Origin of the sequence: Bacillus sp. FSL L8-0152 (assembly GCF_038006365.1) — a bacterium.
In the GTDB taxonomy this organism is placed as follows: Bacteria; Bacillota; Bacilli; order Bacillales; family Bacillaceae_G; genus Bacillus_A; species Bacillus_A cereus.
Genome location: NZ_JBBOVB010000001.1, coordinates 4300158 through 4319850, shown reverse-complemented (window position 1 = coordinate 4319850; position 19693 = coordinate 4300158). Strand labels below are relative to the sequence as shown.

The following is a 19693-nucleotide window of genomic DNA, read 5'->3' as shown; positions in this document are numbered from 1 at the left end:
AGGACAGTTACTCTTTTTCAGAAGTACTGTCCTTTTTAAATAACTTATTCCATAGCTTGGCGATACTCCATATAATGACGATTGCAATGGAGGCAATAATTGACCAAGCAATAGATGCAATTTCAAGTGCCATGCTAGGAAGGAAGGTAAGAATGGATACTACTTTATGAAACAACCATTCTATTATATGAAAACTTATTTGTAATAGAATGACGATACCAAGTGTGATCCATGCTAATATTTTCTTTCCTTTTTCTTTCCACATGACATTCACCTCACGTTAGCTTAATAGTTTTAAGCCAACAGCGCCGCATAAAATGCAGCTTAAGAAAGCAAGACGACGCCAATCCGCTGATTCTCGGAAAATGAGAATGCCTAGAAGTGCACTTCCAGCAGTTCCGATTCCAGTCCAAATTGCGTAAGCAGTTCCCATCGGTAATGTGTTCATCGCAAGAGATAAGAAGAAGAAGCTTACGCCGAAGTTAGCGATTAAAATAACTTTTGGTGCCCAGCCTTTCTTTTCAGTGGCTACTTTCATAAAGAGTACACCAATAATTTCACAAATACCAGCTAGAATTAAAAATACCCAAGCCATTTTATGCGGCCTCCTTCGCTTCTTTTTCTTCTGTTACTCGTTTTAAACCAATTACTCCGAAGAAGATTAAACCGATTAATAAGACTTTTACGATAGAGAAAGGTTCTCCGAAGATGAAAATCTCTGTAAGAACGATTCCACCAGCTCCGATTCCAGTAAAGACTGCGTATACAGTGCCGACAGGTAAATCTTTATAAGCTCTAAATAATAAGACGAAACTAATTGTAATTAATAGAGCGACACCAGCCCATTCAAGTGGTGCCTCTGCTTTTTTTAGTCCAATCACCCAAAAGATTTCAATAATACCAGCGATGATTACATAAATCCATGCCATATGTCATTTCTCCTTCCTACCAGTCGTTAGGTAAAGGGCTTAAAAACGACGCATTGCAAAGGAGCAATCCGTCAGTTTGAAAGTCCGCGCCAAAATACTTTCCAAGAAGCTTCTAAACGTGTCTCAAAACGATTTAAACCTGCGTATAGTAGTTCAACCATAAGACCGTCGAGTAAGCATAGAAAAGCCTCTAAGGCGTCTTTTACTTCAATGTTATGCAGCTCATCTTGTTCGCTTGCTCTTTTAAATACAGGGAATAAAAGTTTTCCAACGTTTTCAATGTGTACATTTGCTTTATTAATAATTTGTTCGCGAAATGCATCAGGCGGAAAATAAGAAGTTCGTAACCAAAACATTGATTCTTCACTTTCACCAAAGCGTTTTGCATAGCCTTTTAATAATTTTAAAAGCAATTCTTCAGTAGACGAATTGGAAAAGCTTTCGATATCGCCTGTGAAGCTCTGCAAATCTTTTTGAAGAGCAGATTCTAAGCATATGAAATATAGCTCTTCTTTTCCTTTAAAGTGTGCGTAAATCGATGGTTTTTTAATCCCAACTTCTTGAGCAATATTTGCCAATGAAGTTCCTTCATAGCCGTAGCGTGCGAAATGAGAAAGTGCTACAGCTTTAATTCGGTTTGCTGTCATTTTCATCCCCTACCTACCGTTCGTTAGGTTCATTATATGAGATAAAAAATATAATGTCAATAGGTGAAGAGCTGAAAAAGAGCGTTATAGGTAACGCTCTTTTTAGACAGTCTCTCGCTCAATTAAATGGAATGAAAGTTCTTTTGCACTGCCGCCAATTTGCTCGCTTTGGATCTGCTTATAGAATAAAGAAAAAGCATGTGAGCCCATTGCGAGACCGGGATGTTCAATTGTGGAAATTTCTAATGCCTTTGAAATTTCATGATTATCAAATCCAAGGATAGCAAGGTCTTCAGGTACTCGAATACCATGTTTTCGAGCCTCTGTTAATAAACCAGCTGCAACTTGATCGTTCGCTGTAAAAATAGCAGTTGGACGATTTTTCATATTTAAAATACGATGGAGTATTTGTGCTCCGTCCTGCATTGTATAGCATTGGTGGAAAATCCATTCAGGATGCAACGTTTTCCCTTCGTTACGAAGGGTATCGGCGAACGCTTTTTCGCGCTCCATGGAATTTACACTTGTTTTTCTTGCTAAACAAATTCCGATTTTTTCATGGCCTTTACTTAGTAAATAGGCAGTACCGAGACGGAAACCTTCATAATGATCTACGTAGATGGATGAAATGAGGGGGTGCTTCATTTTTTCACATGAAATAATAGGGGCAAATTTTGCGAAAGGTTCGATTTGTTCCCAAGAGCTCGTTCGGGAGCAAATAATCATCCCATCAAATTGTTTCATTTTCATCATTTCAAGAACACGAATTTCTTCAAGGCTATCGTAATTTGTTTGGCATAAATTAATGTGATATCCAGCTAATAATGCTTCGTTACCGATTCCTTCAATAATGGTACTGAAGTAGGGGAGGTTAATGAAAGGAAGCATAACGCCAATAGTATATGTTTTCCCTCTTATTAAATGGACAGCATTTATATTTTTTGCGTAGTTTAATTCTTCAACAGCGTCTAGAACACGCTTACGCTTTTCTTCTTTTACGTAAGGGTGATTATTCAGAACACGAGAAACAGTTGATATCGATACACCAGCAGTTTTAGCAATTTGTTTTATATTGGCCATATGTATCACCTCTTTCCCTTATTATAAAGGGAAAATAATAAGAAAGAAAAAATCTTGACCTGAAAAGCTTTTCACAAACTATGGTATTAATAAGACTTCTTTTTATTCGCGTAACCTTTTCACTTGGGCGTAAGAATGATAGGGGTCTTTTTTGTTTGCAAAAAGTGTTGTCAAAATGTGTGAGAATAACGTGGAAAGTTTTCAAAGGTGGAGTTTGATGACAAAGCGAATATGAAGAGCATATCAACGCTTCGTTCGTTAAGAGAGCGGTATGAAAGGGCGGAAACAAATTGAAAAAAAGAATCATTTGTTTCGTGTTTTCTAGTTTTGTACTTAGTTCGTGTTCGTTTCAGCAAACGATGCAAGAAGAAAAACACTTTGTGGGAACAACAGGAGGAGCTATGGATCGTGTTACGGATCCTATTCCGCTAAAGGAACTTCCAAAATATTTTCCGGTGAAGTTTAAAGTTCCAACGTTTTTACCGTACGACATTACAAGTGATGTGAAGGGTGAAGTAAGAACGCTTGGGAAAAAGAACGCTGTCTTAACGATTAAATATAAACAGAAGGAGCCAGGTAGAAATGAGTATATTGAGTTAAATGTCGCGAACTTTCCTTATAGTTTTCCGGATCTTATGGAAGAGAGGCGATTTCAAGAACAAATGAAACTGAATAATGGAACGTCTGCTTATTTTAAAAATAAAGATGATTATGAACGTGGTGACGAATTTGCTACGCTTATATGGAAAGAGAAAGGAATTGAATATCAGCTGCTGTATCGGAATGTAGAAGAGAACGATGAAAAGGTAATCAAGCAGAATTTATTATACATTGCGAATAAGATGAAATGAAAAAACTAGCTGATTTATTCAGCTAGTTTTTTGTATGTTATTATTTCTTTTTAATTTTGCCTGTCCAAGATTTAAATCCACCTTGTAATTGGTAGAAATCTTTGTAGCCTTGTTTTTTTAAGTATTGCGCTGCACGACCTGTACGGAATCCGCTTTGGCAATATAAGTAAACAGGTTGATCTTGACGAAGTTCTTTATGGCGAAGGCGAATTTGTGATAACGGAATGTTACGTGCACCTAAAATATGCCCTGCGTTATATTCGTCTGCTTCACGAATATCGATAAGCTGTGCTTTACGGTAGCCAGCGCGAAATTCTTCTTCTGTAAGAGTTTTAATTAATTTTTTCTGATAGAAGTACATCCATACAGTGTAGCCGATAAATGCTACGATTACGGCTAATAAAATAATCCAAGTTGTTGACACGATTCTATCGCTCCCTTTTTTCTTATCCTACTTTCAATATTATAATGCCCATATGTATTTATGCAACAGATTCATTTGCATATAAGAAGAAATTTCGTATTCTTTCACAAATTTTGTCGAATTTGGTAGACTAGAGAATGTGAAAAATAATTGGTTATATGAGGTGCAGGATGGGAAAAGAAAAATGGTGTTATATTAACTCTGGTCAATGTTCACCGGCATTTAATATGGCGTTAGATGAATGTTTGTTAAATTGGCAAAGTGAAAAGAAAATGCCACCAACAATTCGTTTTTATGAATGGGAAGTACCAACATTAACAGTTGGATATTTTCAACGTGTTGAGAAAGATATTAATATGGATGTAGTTAACGAAAAAAAATATGGATTCGTTCGTCGTCAAACAGGCGGCAGGGGTGTACTACATGACAAAGAGTTAACGTATAGTGTTATTGTGTCTGAAGATCATCCGAATATGCCGAAAACAGTTACAGAAGCATATCGTGTTATTTCGCAAGGCTTATTAGATGGTTTTAAGGCATTAGGGTTAGAAGCATATTATGCAGTTCCAAAAACAGAAGCAGATCGTGAAAATTTGAAAAATCCACGTTCAGGTGTATGTTTTGATGCACCATCTTGGTATGAAATTGTAGTGGAAGGAAGAAAAATTGCTGGTAGTGCTCAAACACGTCAAAAAGGTGTTATTTTACAGCATGGATCGATTCCATTAGAAATTGATTTAGATGAACTATATGATCTATTTTTATTCCCAAATGAACGTGTGAAGGAACGTATGAAGAGTATGTTCTCTTCTAAAGCAGTAGCAATTAATGAATTAACAGACCGTACATTTACGATAGAACAGTTAATTAAAGCGTTTGAAGTTGGCTTTGAAAAAGGATTGGATGTAGAACTTGTTCCATATGAATTAACAGAAGAACAGTTACATGAAGTTCAAACGTTAGCGAAAGAAAAGTATGAAAGTAATGAGTGGAATTATAAAAAATAAGAGATGGCAATTGCCACCTCTTATTTTTTTATAGTAAATTAAGTACTTTTTCTACTTTGATTCCTTTATCTTGTAAAGAACGAAGGCGACTTACAACGTCCATAATTTCTTTGTCAAATGTAACGCTAATACCTTGGCTTTGTAGTTCTTCTTTTAAGCTTTCAATAGAATCATCTATGTCGATGCCAAGCTCGTAATCTTGACAAACTTCAATTGTCTTTTTCACGAGTTTCACATAATTTTCTTGTAGTTTTGAATTTGTTTCAGTCAAAGCAGGCTGCTTCGGTTTCGCAGGAGCAACCGGTGCTGTCTCTTGCTTTGTAACTGGAGTAGGGACTGCTTTTTTCACAGGCGCTGGAGTAGCTAGTTCTACAGCTGCTTCTACGCTTACTGGCTTAGGTGTCGGTACCGGAGTAGGCTTAGGTGCCATAGCAGGTGTTTCCACACGCGTAACAGGCTTAGGAGCAGGTGTAATTGCTTTTGGAGCTTCTACAACTACTTCTTTTTTTGGTGCTGCTTCTACCTGTGTTTCTTCTTGCTCGGCAGCTTCTTTATTTTCTTTACTCCACATAACGCGTTCAATTTCTAGAGAAACATTGTTTTTGTTCATCGCTGTTAATGTAACTTTACCAACTTCAGCGTTTCCAGTGAAATCAACAATTTTATAAATAACACTCTTGTTCCAATCCACGTTTCCGCTCAAAAATAATTCTTCGTTACATTTCGGCGTTAAGCCCTCGATTTTAATTTCTGCGTTTACACCGTTTTCACTATATACCATAATTAGCGAAGCATTTACATCTTCGTCTGCTAACATTAGTTCACGTACCATTTTGCCGGTGCGTACTTGCGTTTTCTTCTTAACTGACATCTAATTTCTCCTCTCAAAAATTCAGTAATAATAAAAAAATCGTATAACGAAAAATAATTGCTCACGAAGATTTATGATACCGATAATAAAAGCATCACGTCAACAATTAACTTTAATTATTTTGCATTTTTCTTATTTTCTTTATGAAATTTTTCAATTTGTAAAATTAGACAGAAGAAAAAACAGCCTTTTGAAGGGCTGTTAAAAATTTGATTTTCTATATAGTAATTTATATAAAATAAAAAATAAGATAGCAATTAAAGCATTTTGCCAAAAGTTTAGATGATAAATGAGATAAGGTTGCTTTTGGAAATAAATATTTAAGAATACAGCGGAACAAAATGGAGTAGCAAATGCGAATCCAAATAGAATTCTTCTTTTCCAATTCATTTTCTGATCAAAGGAGTAACGCTTTAATAAATATAAAATAAATAGTATACCTAGTATAATTATTGAAACAGACAAAGTAGTTCCAAGGATGCTAAAAGGCGGACTTGATAATATATTGTTTTTTTCAAAGAGAAACATAAAAAATGAAACAATTGCATTGATTCCAAACTGTATAGCAAGAAGTAAGCTAATAGAAAATCCAATTAAAGAAGTTTTTTCTAACTTTGTTTGGGTTGGTAAAGCTGATATAAGTTCATCGCAATAAGATTGTAAATCATTACCGAAAATGTCGTAAGCACTTTTATTTTCTGCTTGTGCTTCGATAAGATGATCTAATATTTCTAGTAAAAGCTCCTCCATTTGTTGCTGAGGTACGTTTGATATTCGAAGATATACTAACATATCACCATAAGCAGCTTCGTTTTCGGAAGTTAGAAGCTCACGTTTTGTATTATTCAATTCAACCATGTCTTGGGCATTCATCCCTATCACTCCCCCTGTAATAAGTTATTTACCGTAGTTGAAACCATTCCCCAGCTTTGTTTAAATTCTTCAAGCTGCTCTAATCCTTTATCGGTTACGTGATAATATTTTCGTTTTGGACCGAGTGAGGAGGCTTTTAATGTTCCTTCAATCAATTTTTCTTTTTGCATACGTAACAATAACGGATATATGCTTCCTTCGCTTACGAATGTAAATCCGTGTTTATTTAATTTTGTGCTCAGTTCATATCCGTACACTTCTTCTTGTGAAATGATGTATAGGATGCAACCTTCGAGCACACCTTTTAACATTTGGCTGTGCATGATTTCACCACCTTTTACTCAGGTAACTTGCGTTGCAAGGTAGCTGTTATCCAAATTATAACATTCAGTAACTTGCAACGCAAGTTACTGAAGTGGAAAACTTTAATGAGTGTTAACTTTTCAACGTTTCCCATACTAACGAGAGGGAAGCACATGAAACCATTTATGCCAAAACTCGTTTACTTTGAACCAAAGGCACTTGAATATCCGCTTGGAAAAGAGCTTTATGAGAAGTTTACGAAGATGGGATTAGAGATTCGTGAAACGACATCACATAATCAAATTAGAAATTTACCAGGAGAAAATGATTTGCAAAAGTATCGTAATGCAAAGGCTACACTTGTCGTTGGAGTGAGGAAGACGCTAAAGTTTGATACGTCAAAACCGTCAGTTGAATATGCAATTCCGCTCGCCACAGGGTGTATGGGACATTGTCATTATTGCTATTTGCAAACGACACTTGGGAGTAAGCCTTACGTTCGTGTGTATGTCAATCTTGATGAAATATTTGAGAAGGCAAAGCAATATATGGATGAAAGGGCACCTGAAATAACAAGATTTGAAGCGGCGTGTACATCAGACATTGTTGGGATTGATCATTTAACACATGCATTAAAGCGGGCGATTGAATTCATTGGAGAAAGTGAATATGGGCGTTTACGTTTCGTTACGAAATATTCGCATGTTGATCATTTATTAGATGCAAAGCATAATGGGAAAACTCGTTTCAGGTTTAGTATAAATTCACGATATGTAATTAAAAATTTTGAACCAGGGACATCGCCGTTTGAAGAGCGAATTGAGGCGGCTCGTAAAGTAGCAGGTGCAGGTTATCCACTTGGTTTTATAGTTGCACCACTTTATATGCATGAGGGATGGGAAGAAGGATACCGCGAATTATTTGAACGACTGTACAATGCGCTGAAAGATATGTCGATACCAAATTTAACGTTTGAATTGATTCAGCATCGTTTTACGAAACCAGCGAAAAAGGTTATTCAAGAGCGTTATCCAAATACGAAGCTTGAAATGGATGAAGAGAAGCGAAAGTATAAATGGGGACGATATGGAATTGGGAAATATGTATATAAAAAAGATGATGCAGAAGTATTGGAGGAAACGATTCGAGGATATATTCATCACTTTTTTCCTGACGCAGAAATTCAATATTTTACATGAAAGGAACTTGTATTTGAATACAGGTTCTTTTCACTTTTGTAGATTTAGGCTCGTTTCCACCTTGTCACGTTATTCTTTCTGGTGTATCATTTTATTGATTGCTTCGTACGGAATAAGCAAAATGAAATTGGATGGAGGAAACCGATGCCTACCCCTAGTATGGAAGATTATATTGAACAAATTTATTTGTTGATTGATGAAAAGGGTTATGCCCGTGTATCTGATATTGCTGAAGCGCTTAGTGTACATCCATCCTCTGTAACAAAAATGGTACAAAAATTAGACAAAGACGAATATCTAATTTATGAAAAATATAGAGGGCTTGTATTAACATCAAAAGGTAAAAAAATCGGAGAACGTCTCGTATATCGACATGAATTGTTAGAACAGTTTATGCGCATTATCGGTGTGGATGAAAGTAAAATTTATAATGATGTAGAAGGAATTGAACATCATTTAAGTTGGGAATCAATTGACCGTATCGGTGATTTAGTACAATACTTTGAACAAGATGAGGTTCGAGTGGAAACACTTCGTGGTGTTCAAAAAGCAAATGAAGAGAAAAGTAATTAAGGGGAACGGATGGCGTTTCCTTTTTTATTTCAATTCGAAAAGGATGGGAGAATTATGAAAGCAATTATTTTTGATTTTGATGGATTAATTGTGGACACAGAAACGATATGGTTTCACTCTTTCAGAGATGCTGTTCGTGAATACGGCGGAGAGCTACCTTTAGAGGAATTTGCGAAATGCATTGGAACAACAGATGAGGTGCTTTTTGCATATTTAAATGATCAATTAAAAGAGAAGTTTAACAAAAGTGTATTAAAAGAAAAAGTGGCAACTTTACATAAAGAGAAAATGAAAATACCAGAAGCTCGTGACGGGGTAAAAGAATATTTAGAAGAAGCGAAAGAAATGGGATTAAAAATCGCACTAGCTTCTAGTTCGTCTAGAGAATGGGTTATTCATTTTTTAGAAGAGCTACAGATTCGAGAATATTTTGAAGTAATTAAAACGAGAGAAGATGTTGAGAAGGTAAAACCAAATCCAGCTCTTTATCGAGTTGCAATAGAAGAATTAGGAATTAAGCCATCTGAAGCTGTTGTATTTGAAGATTCATTAAATGGATTGAGAGCAGCAGTTGCAGCGGGATTAACGTGCGTTGTTGTACCTAATGATGTGACACGGAATTTACCATTTAAAAATCATCATCTTCGAATTGAAAGTATGAGAGAGAAAAGTTTAAAAGAAGTGCTTCAAAGTATAAAAAAAGACCGTATTTCCTAAAAGGAAGCACGGTCTTTCTTTTTACTTTTTTTGCCTTCAATGACAGTTAAATGAGACTGTTTTCTTTTTCGTTTCAAAGTGGAAGAATTCCCTTTTTTACTTTTGTCATTAGAAGTATTTGACTTAAAGAAAGAATTGCCTAGGGGTGCTACATTTTGTTTCCCATGTTTGCGGTTCGATTGTTTTGCCGCACGCTTATATGAGCTTTGCGAATTTGCGGAACCACTGGAATTTGTAAACATCTTGTATAGCAAGTAAAAGATACCGACAACAAGTAACATGTACCCGATATTTCTTAATACACCCATGGGATTTGTAATAACAGATGAAACAAGGCCGAATATTGCCAATCCAATAATAAGCACAAATATAGCGAAAGTAAACGAACGACCGTTCATAAGGGACACCTCCTAAAAACGTATATTAAAATTAGTATATTAACGATGAGGAAAGGAGTTGAACACCATTTTTAAATAATTATTGTTTGTTCTCTAAACGTAATAATTCTTCAAACGATGCAATTGCTACTTCCACTTGGTCATCTGTTGGTTCTTTCGTTGTTAATAGTTGTAGCCATAACCCAGGATATCCAAGTACGCGTAATACGGGAATATCTCTTAATCGATTTGTAAATTGCAATACTTCAAAAGAAATACCAAGTACAACTGGAATTAATAAAATTCGGTTTATAACTCGTGCCCAAAGAGGATCTGTAGGGACTAGGAAATAAACGAACATTCCAATAATGACTGTAAATATAATAAAGCTACTGCCGCATCTATAATGGAGGCGAGTTTGCTTTTGAACGTTTTCTACAGTCAGAGGAAGGTTATTCTCATAAGCATTGATTACCTTATGCTCTGCACCGTGATACTGAAATACCCGCTTAATAAGTGGGGTTAAAGAAATAAAGTATATATAGCTCAATAATAGCATGAGCTTAATGACACTTTCGACAATGATTTGCCCAGTATGAGATGGGAAAATCGGTCTCGTTAATTCAGCTAATAGTGCAGGAACTGCTGTGAAGATGACTTTACCGAATATGAAAGATAAAACGCCAACAGTTGCAACTCCTAATACCATCGTTAATTTTGATTGTTCTTCTTTTTTATTTGCAATTTGTTCATCATCTTCTGGGTGGACGTCAAATCGTTCTGAAGCGAAGTTTAAATGCTTTGCTCCATTCGCACTTGCATCCACAATAGCGGCAATACCTCGTAAAAATGGAATTTTTTTTAGGATAGATAATACTTTATTACGAACGCGTGGTAATCGATAAAATTCAATCGATTTATCTTTACGACGAACCGCTGTAACAGTATATTCTCTACCGCCAAACATAACTCCTTCAATGACCGCTTGCCCGCCATATATTTGTTTTGACTCTTCTGCCATGTTAACACCAACCTGTATTTGTTTCTCTCTTATGTAGAAAAAGAGGCAATTGTCATACTGGGTTCTGTCGTTTTGAAATAAGACAATCACCGAGTTTCCTTTATTTTATCGGCAAATACAAGTAGATGACAAGGGAAAATGTTATGAGAGTCGGACATTTCTTATTCTTTTTATAGACAAATTTCGCAGGATTTAAACATGCTTCAAAATAGTTTCGGGCATACTATTGAGTGGAGGTGTCGATGTGAGTCAAGAACAATTAGGAACAAGGAATTTTGTACAAATCGGTTTGTTTGGTGGAATCTTTTGGGGCGGGATATGGTATTTCCTTCATATATTTTCATTCACGGAGGCGGGACCGAATTATTTCCTTTTACCATTTGCGTTTGGAAGTTGGAAAGAAGGTGTATGGGGGAATGTGTCAGGAATAGTTTGTATGGGACTTCTTTCAATTTTGATTGCCTTTTTGTATAAAGCATTTTTTGCGAAGTTTGAGGGGATTATTGCGGGAATTATTTATGGATTATTTTGGTGGGCATTACTGTTTTTGGGGATGGGTTTAATGGCTCCTGTTATTAAAAGTGCGCTCCATTTACCAAAAGAGACAATTGTAACGACAATATGTATTTTTATATTGTATGGTGTGTTTATAGCATATTCTGTTTCTTACGCAGTAAATAGCAATAAAGTAGAACAAGAAGGGCGAGAGAAGACGAACTATTCAAATAAGTAACTCCTATGTTAAAATATTGTATAGATATTTAATATTAAGGAGTTTTAAGAATATGAAAAAGTTACTCCTCGTAAACGGGCCTAACCTAAATCGCCTCGGTGTTCGTGAGGTAAATGTATATGGAAAGGGCACGCTAGCGACACTTGAAGCAGATATGAAGCAAGAAGCGGAAACAATGGGAGTGGAGTTAGAATGTTTCCAATCGAATCATGAAGGTGCCATTATCGACATTATTCATGAAGCGGAAGATATATATGAAGGGATCATTTTAAATCCGGGAGCATTTACGCATTATAGCTATGCGATTCGTGATGCCATTGCGAGCATTTCGATTCCTGTTATTGAAGTACATATTTCTAACATTCATCAGCGTGAATCGTTTCGTCACGAATCTGTGACGGCAGCTGTTTGTGCAGGACAAATTGTTGGATTTGGTTTTTATGGCTATAAGTTAGCGTTATTTGCATTAATGGAGAAATTGAGGGAGGCATAAAGTAATGGAGAAAATTGAAAGATTACGAAGTGCATTTGGTGAGGCTGGCATTGACGGTATTTTGTTAACAAATGAACATAGTCGTAGATATATGGCTAACTTCACAGGAACAGCAGGTGTAGTTCTTATTTCAAAAGATCGTGCTCAATTTATTACAGATTTCCGTTACGTCGAGCAGGCAAGTAAACAAGCGGTTGGATATGAGATTGTACAGCACGCAGGATTAATCATTGATGAAGTGGCAAAGCAAGTGAAAGAGCTTGGAATTCAAAAGCTTGGTTTTGAGCAAGATACTCTTACATATAGTTCTTATTCAGCGCATAAGGAAGCGATTGATGCTGAATTTATCCCAACTTCTGGACTTGTAGAAAAGTTACGCTTGATAAAGACTGATTCAGAGATTAAGATATTAAAGGAAGCTGCACAGATTGCAGATGCTGCCTTTGAGCATATTCTATCATTCATTCGCCCGGGAGTATCTGAAATTGAAGTGTCAAATGAACTTGAATTTTTCATGAGAAAACAAGGAGCAACATCTTCTTCGTTTGATATTATCGTTGCTTCAGGTCTTCGTTCGGCATTACCGCACGGCGTGGCATCTGAAAAAGTGATAGAAACAGGAGATTTCGTTACATTAGACTTCGGCGCTTATTACAAAGGGTATTGCTCTGATATTACTCGTACGATTGCAGTCGGTGAACCATCTGATAAATTAAAAGAAATTTATAATATCGTTTTAGAAGCACAACTACGTGGTGTGAACGGTATTAAAGCTGGTTTAACAGGTCGCGAGGCTGATGCGCTAACGCGTGATTACATAACGGAAAAAGGATATGGTGAATACTTTGGACACTCTACTGGTCATGGAATAGGTCTTGAAATCCATGAAGCGCCAGGTTTAGCGTTCCGTTCTGATACAGTACTTGAACCCGGTATGGCTGTAACAGTAGAACCAGGTATTTATATTCCAGGTATTGGCGGCGTACGTATTGAAGATGATATCATTGTGACAAGTGAAGGTAATGAAGTAATTACGAAATCACCAAAAGAACTTATTATTTTGTAATACACAGGAGGATTTTTTTACATGATTTCAGTAAACGATTTTCGTACAGGTTTAACAATTTCAGTGGACAATGCCCTTTGGCAAGTACTTGATTTCCAACACGTAAAGCCAGGTAAAGGTGCTGCATTCGTTCGTTCTAAACTACGTAACATTCGCACAGGATCTGTTCAGGAGAAAACATTCCGTGCAGGTGAGAAAGTAGAAAAAGCACACATCGAAAACCGTCGTATGCAATATTTATACGCAAGTGGTGAGGCTCACGTATTTATGGATAACGGAACTTATGAGCAAATCGAGCTTGGTGAAAAACAAATCGAGCGCGAGCTTAAATTCCTAAAAGAAAACATGGAAGTAGCAATCATGACTTACCAAGGCGAAGTACTTGGTGTTGAACTTCCAAACACAGTTGAATTACAAGTTACAGAAACAGAGCCTGGTATTAAAGGTGATACTGCTTCTAACGTAACAAAACCAGCTACATTAGAAACTGGTCTTGTTGTACAAGTACCAATCTTCATTAACGAAGGCGAAATGCTTATCATCAACACTGGTGAAGGTAAATACGTTTCTCGTGCATAGTAGAAAAGCACTCGTGATAATTCACGAGTGCTTTTTTTATAGGAAATAGGGTAGATAGTAAATAGCTGTTACAATAAAACTGAAAGCTGTAAGACTAGCAGCACCTACTGTGTAAGGGCTCCATGTCATACGAAAAGGTTTTACTTCACCTGTTTTATATATAGTGTGATCAATGTTGGCATTTTGGTTTATATTTAAAGCAATGAGCCAAATTGTACCAAATATCCCTAAACTACCAAGGAAAAAGGTCTCTATAAATGACCAACCGACCAACAATGAAAAAAGATAAATAAGAGCTAATTCTACTACAACGGTTAAACTAATTTTCAATGCCTTCATATTTTTCCTCCTCACTCTGTAATTCCAACCAGTTTAAAAAATTTTCACGTGACACGACATGCAGAGAGCAAGGTGACTTTACTTCTTTCTCTAGTGCAGCGTGTTCGTCTGGAAACTTGTTTTCCACATGCAATGAAATATAAGGTAGTTTTTCTTGTGCTTTTAACGAGCGGATATTATTCATTTTAGCACCAGCAAATACGTAGGAAAGTTGTAAGTCTAAAAAAGCGATTTTAAAGATTTCTTTTTTAGCAGCCTCGTTATAGCCTTTTCCCCAGTACGGATAGCCGAGCCAACTACCAATGTGAGATTGCTTCTTCTCATTATTAATATGTTTAAGTGTGGTGAGGCCAATTATTTCATTCTCTTCATTTACAATCATTCTCGATAATGATTTCTTTTGATGTTCTTCTTCTATTGCGAAAAGAAGAAATGTTTTCGTGTCTTTGATGTTTTCTACCGTTAGCCCTAATGCATTTTTTATATGTGGATCACTTGATAGCTCGAAAATCACATTTGTATAGCATAAATCGAGTGGTAATAAAGTGACGTGCTGCATGGCTTATACCCCTTTTAAACTAAATATACCATAATATACCACGTAAAAATATGAATATTCAGATTAGAATGCGGGCTTTAGAGAAAAGTTATGTTTTTGCTTCTGAAATAGACAACCTCTGCATATGGTTGTACAAATATATTTTTTTTTAGAATATGAAGTTAGTAACTGTTACGGGAGAAGGTGGAAGAATGAAACAGTGGCTAGCGGCAATGGAAACATCCGTGCTTGTTATGGGAGCACTTCGATTATTTTCAGGTAGTGCGGAGATATTTGCTGCTTTGCTTATGCTTTATGTGAATGATGCGAAGAAAGCGTTGTTTATAAATGGTATGTTAGCGTTTGTTGGACCTACCGTATTAATTTTAACAATGACAATTGGGATAGCGAGTGTAGCAAGTGAAATTTCTTTCTTGAAGCTCTTTTTTCTAGCGCTTGGAATTTGCTGTATTTTTATCGCATTACTGAAATAGTAAGTCGAGTATAGTGGGGAGAAGCCGATGAAAGAGGTATTAGAAGTTTTACCAAAAACGATGAAGTATTTAATTGAAGAATGTAAGCAATACGATGCTTTAGAGGAAATTCGTGTTCGAATTGGAAGACCGCTAGAGTGTATTGCACACGGAAAGGTGTTTTTTTATGACTATATCACTACTGCAGAGGATGCTATTTACTTACTGAATAAGTTAAGTCAATTCTCAATTTATACGATGGAAGAGGAATTAAAACGTGGGTATGTGACACTTCGCGGGGGGCATAGAATCGGATTAGCGGGAAAAGTCATTACAGAAAAAAGCGCAGTGAAAATGATTCGTGATGTCTCTTCCTTTAATATTCGTATTGCTCGTCAAAAAATAGGGATTGCTGAACCGCTTTTGCCATATTTGTATGAAAAAAGATGGTTAAACACGATGGTAATTGGCCCTCCGCAAACGGGAAAAACGACACTTTTAAGAGATGTAGCTCGTTGCATGAGTCAAGGAGTAAGTGCTTCGGAAATTCCTTCTTGTAAAGTGGGGATCGTTGATGAACGGTCAGAAATTGCTGGCTGTGTGAAAGGGATCCCGCAATATGATTTTGGTACCCGAGTCGATGTGTTAGACGCGTGTCCAAAGGCGGAAGGAATGATGATGATGATTCGTTCTATGAGTCCTGATATTTTGATCGTAGATGAAATTGGCCGTAAAGAAGATAGTGAAGCAATTATGGAGGCAGTGCATGCAGGTGTTCAGCTTTTTATAAGTGCACACGGATTTTCCTATGAGGATGTTGTGAGACGTCCATCGCTAAAGGCAGTGCTAGAGCTTGGTATATTTGATAGGTTTGTGGAGTTGTCAAAAGCGAGGGGTCCAGGAACGGTTATGCAGGTGAAAGATAAATATGGAAAACCAGTGCTATCAAGTAGAAAGGCTGAGGGCGTATGGTGAAAATATTCGGTGCAGTGTTAATCGTTGCGGTCAGCACCTTTTTCGGGTTTTCATACGCTAAAAGATATAGTGAGAGGCCGAGGCAACTTAGATTATTAAAATCAGCACTTCAATCATTAGAAGCAGAAATTATGTATGGACACACACCTTTATCTGAGGCTGCCGAGCGATTAGTTAAACAAATGCCAAAGCCATTAAATTGGATATTTCAAAGTTTCGCCAGAAGACTACAAAGCGGGGAACATACAGTAAGAGAAGCGTGGATAGATAGTTTGAAAGAGAACTGGAAGTTAACCGCATTTCAACAAACTGAGTATGAAATACTGCAGCAATTTGGTGAAACGCTCGGGCAACATGATCGTGAATCACAACAAAAACATATTCGCTTATGTATTACACATTTGGAGAGAGAAGAAGGAGAAGCGAAAGCGCTACAACTGCAATACGAAAAAATGATTAAGAGCTTAGGGGTACTAGCAGGGCTACTTATTGTAATTTTACTGCTATAGGGGGGAGAAAGGCGATGTCCATTGATGTTGGATTAATATTTCAAATCGCCGGAATCGGCATTGTTTTAGCTTTCATTCATACTGTACTAAAAGAATTAAAGCGGGAGGATATTGCAAATTGGGTTATCCTTGTCGGTTTTGTCGTCATTTTATTTCATGTTGCATTTTTAATTAACACGCTATTTGACAAGATTAAAAGTGTCTTTCTCTTCCAGTAAAGGAGGCGGTTCGAATCGAAATTATACAAATTGTCGGATTAGGCCTCGTTGCTACGTTTTTAGCTGCTGTTTTGAATCAGCATAAATCTAGTATTACATCTTTATTTATTGTGTTCGTAGGTAGCGTGATGTTTCTTATTTTAATCGATCAAATTCATTCTATTTTACAAATGATTGAGAGAGTAGCAAGTGAAGCGAAAGTTAGTAACGTCTACGTGGAAACGTTACTAAAGATTATTGGAATTGCTTATATTGCTGAGTTTGGAGCCCAAATTACAAAAGATGCTGGTCAAGGTGCCATCGCTTCGAAAATTGAACTTGCTGGGAAAATCTTAATTCTCGTTATGGCGATTCCTATTTTGACGGTTGTAATTGAAACTATTCTCGGATTTTTACCGACGGGATAAGGGGGAGTGAATGTTGAGGAGGTTTGGAGCTAAGCTGCTATTTGCTTGCTTCCTTTTCTTTTCTTTACCGGTTGTTGTACAAGCTTCTCCTGTAGAAACAAACGTCGTTGATCAACAATTGGATAAGCTCGGAATTGAAGATGTGAAGCAATTTTGGGACGGGCTTGTTACAAAATATGGTGGCTATTTGCCAGAGAGTCAAAAAGGGAGCTTTATGGAGTTTGTAAAGGGAGAAAAAGAATTCTCTCTAAAAGAGTGGATGATAGGGTTATTAAAATATTTATTTCATGAGCTTGCTGCTAATGGAAAACTGCTTGGCACACTTATTATGCTCACAATCTTTAGTGCATTGTTGCAATCACTGCAATCCGCTTTTTCAAAAAGTAGCGTAAGTAAAATTGCTGATGCTGTTGTGTATATGGTACTTATTATTTTTGCTTTAAATAGTTTTTATGTCGTTATGACATATGCAAGAGAAACGATACAAACAATGGTAGATTTCATATTAGCGTTATTGCCAATTTTGCTGGCGCTTATAGCAACTGGGGGCGGGGTTGTATCTGTATCATTTTTTCATCCGGTTATCATTTTCTTAATGAATACGAGTGGGCTTCTTATGAATTATATCGTTCTACCACTTTTATTACTGGCAACGATATTAAGTATTGTAAGTACAATGAGTGATCAATATAAAGTGACGAAATTATCCAAGCTTCTGCAAAACGTTAGCGTAGGGATTATCGGTGTCTTTTTAACAATTTTTTTAGGAGTATTATCTGTACAAGGGACAGCAACAGCTGTTGCTGATGGAATAGCTGTGAAAACTGCTAAATTTGTAACAGGAAACTTCATTCCAGTAGTTGGAAGGATGTTTACAGAAGCGGCAGATACTGTTATTAGCGCATCAGGATTATTGAAAAACACAGTCGGAATTATTGGGCTCGTCATTTTATGCTTAATTGTTGCTTTTCCAGCGATTCAAATTTTCTGTATTGCATTTATTTATAAATTCGCAGCAGCAGTATTGCAACCGGTTGGCGGCGGAGCAATTATTCAATGTTTAGACATTATTGGACGAAGCATCATTTACGTATTTGCTTGCTTAGCTATCGTATCATTTATGTTCTTTTTAAGTATTACAATTATTATTGCTGCGGGGAATATTACACTTATGATGCGGTAGGAGGTGAAGAGTATGCAATTTGTTACAGAGTGGATCAGAAATATTATCGTTTTTTTGCTCTTAGCAACAATGCTTCATCTTATTCTTCCAAATTCGAATTTGCAAAAATACGTTAAATTCGTTGTAAGTCTTTTGTTAGTCGTATTAATTTTAACGCCCCTTTTTAAACTATTGCAGACAGATGTAAATGAAGTAATTGCAAATTTTAATGAAGAAAAGTACGTAGCAGAAGGATCTGTAAAAAATTCAATAGATTCGAAGAAAAAAGAAATACAAGCTCTAACACGTGCATATAGTTTAGAAGAGATGGCTACCAAAATGAAAAAAGAAGTAGGAAAAGAGTTTGAGAAAAAGTATGGTATGACTGTCTCTGAAATACAAATAGTCGCAGCAGAAAATACAGAAGAAGTAAAGTCAGCGAAAGATATTCAATCTGTTGTTGTGACGTTGAAAGAAAAAGAACGTAGTAAAAATGATGCAATCGAAACAGTAAAGCCAATTGAAATTAACACGAAAGAGCCTCCAAAAAAAGTGGAAGAAACGAATGTAGAAATGAAAGATTTCTTTTCAAGCAGGTGGCAACTAGAGGGTAAACAAATCCAAGTTCAAATGGAAGGGAGGACAGGTAGAGTAAATGGACAATAAAGATAAAAATTCGAAGTTCTCATTTTTTCGAAACTTATTGAATGGGGATCAAAAAGAAAGCAACGAGAAGGGTAAAAAGGTAACACCTAAGTTTTTACTTGTCCTACTCATACTTGGAATTTTGCTTATGTTTTCTAGTAGTCTCTTTTCAAGTAAAAAAGAAGAAGTACCTGTATTTAAAGAACAAAAAACTCAAAATCAAGAAAAAGACGTACCAACTTTCGGACAAAAAAGTAATGATAGTATGTCAAATGTAGAAAAATATGAAAAAGCGTATGAACAAGAATTAAAAACTGCTTTAGAAGAAATAGCAGGAGTAAAAGACGTAACGATTAAAGTGAATTTAGATTCATCTGAAGAAAAAATTTTAGAAAAAAATACAGTGAAACGCTCACAAACAACAGGTGAAACAGATAAAACAGGCGGTAAGAGAGAAGTAGAGGACGAGTCTCTTGATGAAAAGACTGTCATTATACGTGAAGGGGATAAAGAAACTCCTGTTGTTTTACGAACAGAGAAGCCGAAAGTACGTGGTGTTCTTGTCGTAGCAAAGGGAGTGGATAATATACAAGTTAAAGCAATGGTAAAAGAAGCTGTGATAAGGCTGCTAGATGTACCGGCCCATCGCGTTTCAGTTTCACCGAAAAATTGATAGGGAGGAAA

Annotated in this window: 30 protein-coding genes; 17 read left to right on the top strand and 13 right to left on the bottom strand. The window is 36.4% G+C overall.

Annotated elements, in window-relative coordinates; all coding sequences use genetic code 11:
• Positions 1-7 precede the first annotated feature (7 nt).
• From MHH27_RS21705 to MHH27_RS21685, 5 genes are all read right to left on the bottom strand, one after another.
• The gene (locus MHH27_RS21705) at positions 8-265 is read right to left on the bottom strand and encodes a DUF3975 family protein (protein WP_000265371.1); all 258 of its coding nucleotides are present in this window, start codon (positions 263-265) and stop codon (positions 8-10) included.
• Between the two features lie 15 nt (positions 266-280).
• Positions 281-595, bottom strand: a complete 315-nt coding sequence (locus MHH27_RS21700) for a DMT family transporter (protein WP_000312623.1) — start codon at positions 593-595, stop codon at positions 281-283.
• Between the two features lies 1 nt (position 596).
• Entirely contained in the window at positions 597-929 is a 333-nt protein-coding gene (locus MHH27_RS21695; RefSeq protein WP_000312339.1) for a DMT family transporter, read from the bottom strand.
• A gap of 71 nt (positions 930-1000) precedes the next feature.
• Positions 1001-1582: a TetR/AcrR family transcriptional regulator gene (locus MHH27_RS21690; protein ID WP_139213259.1), complete on the bottom strand. Its 582-nt coding sequence runs from the start codon at positions 1580-1582 to the stop codon at positions 1001-1003.
• A gap of 96 nt (positions 1583-1678) precedes the next feature.
• A complete protein-coding gene (locus tag MHH27_RS21685) occupies positions 1679-2656 on the bottom strand; it encodes a LacI family DNA-binding transcriptional regulator (RefSeq protein WP_001273987.1) in 978 nt (325 codons plus the stop codon).
• A 314-nt stretch (positions 2657-2970) separates the two neighbouring features.
• Between MHH27_RS21685 and MHH27_RS21680 the strand changes: the two genes are divergently transcribed.
• Positions 2971-3507 (top strand): hypothetical protein, encoded by a 537-nt coding sequence (locus tag MHH27_RS21680; RefSeq protein WP_033689861.1) that lies wholly within the window; start codon positions 2971-2973, stop codon positions 3505-3507.
• Positions 3508-3547: 40 nt separating this feature from the next.
• Here MHH27_RS21680 and MHH27_RS21675 read toward each other — a convergent pair whose 3' ends face one another.
• A complete protein-coding gene (locus MHH27_RS21675) occupies positions 3548-3931 on the bottom strand; it encodes a rhodanese-like domain-containing protein (RefSeq protein ID WP_000108653.1) in 384 nt (127 codons plus the stop codon).
• A 170-nt stretch (positions 3932-4101) separates the two neighbouring features.
• Between MHH27_RS21675 and MHH27_RS21670 the strand changes: the two genes are divergently transcribed.
• Positions 4102-4938, top strand: coding sequence for a lipoate--protein ligase family protein (locus MHH27_RS21670; protein WP_000514081.1), 837 nt, complete (start codon positions 4102-4104; stop codon positions 4936-4938).
• Positions 4939-4966: 28 nt separating this feature from the next.
• On the opposite strand, the gene MHH27_RS21665 is transcribed toward MHH27_RS21670, so the two are convergent.
• The 3 genes from MHH27_RS21665 to MHH27_RS21655 all read right to left on the bottom strand — a co-directional run bounded on the left by MHH27_RS21665 (position 4967) and on the right by MHH27_RS21655 (position 7005).
• Positions 4967-5809, bottom strand: coding sequence for a hypothetical protein (locus MHH27_RS21665; RefSeq protein ID WP_000111895.1), 843 nt, complete (start codon positions 5807-5809; stop codon positions 4967-4969).
• Between the two features lie 201 nt (positions 5810-6010).
• A complete protein-coding gene (locus MHH27_RS21660) occupies positions 6011-6682 on the bottom strand; it encodes a DUF1129 family protein (protein WP_141541667.1) in 672 nt (223 codons plus the stop codon).
• Positions 6683-6687: 5 nt separating this feature from the next.
• Positions 6688-7005: a PadR family transcriptional regulator gene (locus MHH27_RS21655; RefSeq protein WP_000556083.1), complete on the bottom strand. Its 318-nt coding sequence runs from the start codon at positions 7003-7005 to the stop codon at positions 6688-6690.
• Positions 7006-7158: 153 nt separating this feature from the next.
• On the opposite strand from MHH27_RS21655, the gene splB reads away from it, so the two are divergent.
• From splB to MHH27_RS21640, 3 genes are all read left to right on the top strand, one after another.
• Positions 7159-8184 carry a spore photoproduct lyase gene (splB, locus tag MHH27_RS21650; RefSeq protein ID WP_000802128.1) on the top strand — a complete coding sequence of 342 codons (1026 nt, stop codon included), beginning with the start codon at positions 7159-7161 and terminating at the stop codon, positions 8182-8184.
• A gap of 144 nt (positions 8185-8328) precedes the next feature.
• On the top strand, positions 8329-8757 hold the full coding sequence (mntR, locus tag MHH27_RS21645) for a transcriptional regulator MntR (protein WP_001143080.1): 429 nt from the start codon (positions 8329-8331) through the stop codon (positions 8755-8757).
• A 54-nt stretch (positions 8758-8811) separates the two neighbouring features.
• Positions 8812-9474 (top strand): HAD family hydrolase, encoded by a 663-nt coding sequence (locus tag MHH27_RS21640; RefSeq protein WP_141541668.1) that lies wholly within the window; start codon positions 8812-8814, stop codon positions 9472-9474.
• Here MHH27_RS21640 and MHH27_RS21635 read toward each other — a convergent pair.
• Positions 9471-9872 (bottom strand): SA1362 family protein, encoded by a 402-nt coding sequence (locus MHH27_RS21635; RefSeq protein WP_001014463.1) that lies wholly within the window; start codon positions 9870-9872, stop codon positions 9471-9473. The two genes, MHH27_RS21640 and MHH27_RS21635, sit on opposite strands and share 4 nt — an antisense overlap.
• Positions 9873-9951: 79 nt before the next feature.
• Positions 9952-10872: a DUF1385 domain-containing protein gene (locus MHH27_RS21630; RefSeq protein WP_340944035.1), complete on the bottom strand. Its 921-nt coding sequence runs from the start codon at positions 10870-10872 to the stop codon at positions 9952-9954.
• Between the two features lie 244 nt (positions 10873-11116).
• Here MHH27_RS21630 and MHH27_RS21625 point away from each other — a divergent pair, with 244 nt between their 5' ends.
• The 4 genes from MHH27_RS21625 to efp are packed head-to-tail and all read left to right on the top strand — an operon-like array spanning position 11117 to position 13743.
• Complete coding sequence (locus tag MHH27_RS21625) at positions 11117-11605, top strand: YqhR family membrane protein (protein ID WP_000076886.1); 489 nt, start codon at positions 11117-11119, stop codon at positions 11603-11605.
• A 52-nt stretch (positions 11606-11657) separates the two neighbouring features.
• On the top strand, positions 11658-12098 hold the full coding sequence (aroQ, locus tag MHH27_RS21620; protein ID WP_000735140.1) for a type II 3-dehydroquinate dehydratase: 441 nt from the start codon (positions 11658-11660) through the stop codon (positions 12096-12098).
• Between the two features lie 4 nt (positions 12099-12102).
• Positions 12103-13164: a Xaa-Pro dipeptidase gene (gene pepQ / locus MHH27_RS21615; protein WP_000411057.1), complete on the top strand. Its 1062-nt coding sequence runs from the start codon at positions 12103-12105 to the stop codon at positions 13162-13164.
• Between the two features lie 21 nt (positions 13165-13185).
• Positions 13186-13743, top strand: a complete 558-nt coding sequence (efp, locus tag MHH27_RS21610) for an elongation factor P (RefSeq protein WP_000626513.1) — start codon at positions 13186-13188, stop codon at positions 13741-13743.
• A 36-nt stretch (positions 13744-13779) separates the two neighbouring features.
• Here efp and MHH27_RS21605 read toward each other — a convergent pair whose 3' ends face one another.
• Positions 13780-14082 (bottom strand): hypothetical protein, encoded by a 303-nt coding sequence (locus MHH27_RS21605; protein ID WP_000645574.1) that lies wholly within the window; start codon positions 14080-14082, stop codon positions 13780-13782.
• Positions 14063-14641, bottom strand: a complete 579-nt coding sequence (locus MHH27_RS21600; RefSeq protein WP_340944029.1) for a GNAT family N-acetyltransferase — start codon at positions 14639-14641, stop codon at positions 14063-14065. Before MHH27_RS21600 ends, MHH27_RS21605 begins: the two co-directional genes overlap by 20 nt.
• Before the next feature lie 191 nt (positions 14642-14832).
• On the opposite strand from MHH27_RS21600, the gene MHH27_RS21595 reads away from it, so the two are divergent.
• The 8 genes from MHH27_RS21595 to spoIIIAG are packed head-to-tail and all read left to right on the top strand — an operon-like array spanning position 14833 to position 19682.
• On the top strand, positions 14833-15114 hold the full coding sequence (locus MHH27_RS21595) for a YqhV family protein (RefSeq protein ID WP_000816050.1): 282 nt from the start codon (positions 14833-14835) through the stop codon (positions 15112-15114).
• A gap of 27 nt (positions 15115-15141) precedes the next feature.
• A complete protein-coding gene (gene spoIIIAA, locus MHH27_RS21590) occupies positions 15142-16068 on the top strand; it encodes a stage III sporulation protein AA (protein ID WP_000665907.1) in 927 nt (308 codons plus the stop codon).
• Positions 16062-16577, top strand: coding sequence for a stage III sporulation protein SpoIIIAB (spoIIIAB, locus tag MHH27_RS21585; protein ID WP_097925426.1), 516 nt, complete (start codon positions 16062-16064; stop codon positions 16575-16577). The genes spoIIIAA and spoIIIAB overlap by 7 nt, the downstream gene beginning before the upstream one ends.
• Positions 16578-16591: 14 nt before the next feature.
• Positions 16592-16795, top strand: coding sequence for a stage III sporulation protein AC (gene spoIIIAC / locus MHH27_RS21580; protein WP_000020914.1), 204 nt, complete (start codon positions 16592-16594; stop codon positions 16793-16795).
• Positions 16796-16818: 23 nt separating this feature from the next.
• The gene (gene spoIIIAD / locus MHH27_RS21575) at positions 16819-17202 is read left to right on the top strand and encodes a stage III sporulation protein AD (protein WP_077393170.1); all 384 of its coding nucleotides are present in this window, start codon (positions 16819-16821) and stop codon (positions 17200-17202) included.
• Between the two features lie 10 nt (positions 17203-17212).
• A complete protein-coding gene (spoIIIAE, locus tag MHH27_RS21570; protein ID WP_000946113.1) occupies positions 17213-18385 on the top strand; it encodes a stage III sporulation protein AE in 1173 nt (390 codons plus the stop codon).
• Between the two features lie 12 nt (positions 18386-18397).
• Complete coding sequence (spoIIIAF, locus tag MHH27_RS21565; RefSeq protein WP_001161037.1) at positions 18398-19030, top strand: stage III sporulation protein AF; 633 nt, start codon at positions 18398-18400, stop codon at positions 19028-19030.
• The gene (spoIIIAG, locus tag MHH27_RS21560; RefSeq protein WP_000368890.1) at positions 19020-19682 is read left to right on the top strand and encodes a stage III sporulation protein AG; all 663 of its coding nucleotides are present in this window, start codon (positions 19020-19022) and stop codon (positions 19680-19682) included. Before spoIIIAF ends, spoIIIAG begins: the two co-directional genes overlap by 11 nt.
• Positions 19683-19693: the final 11 nt, after the last annotated feature.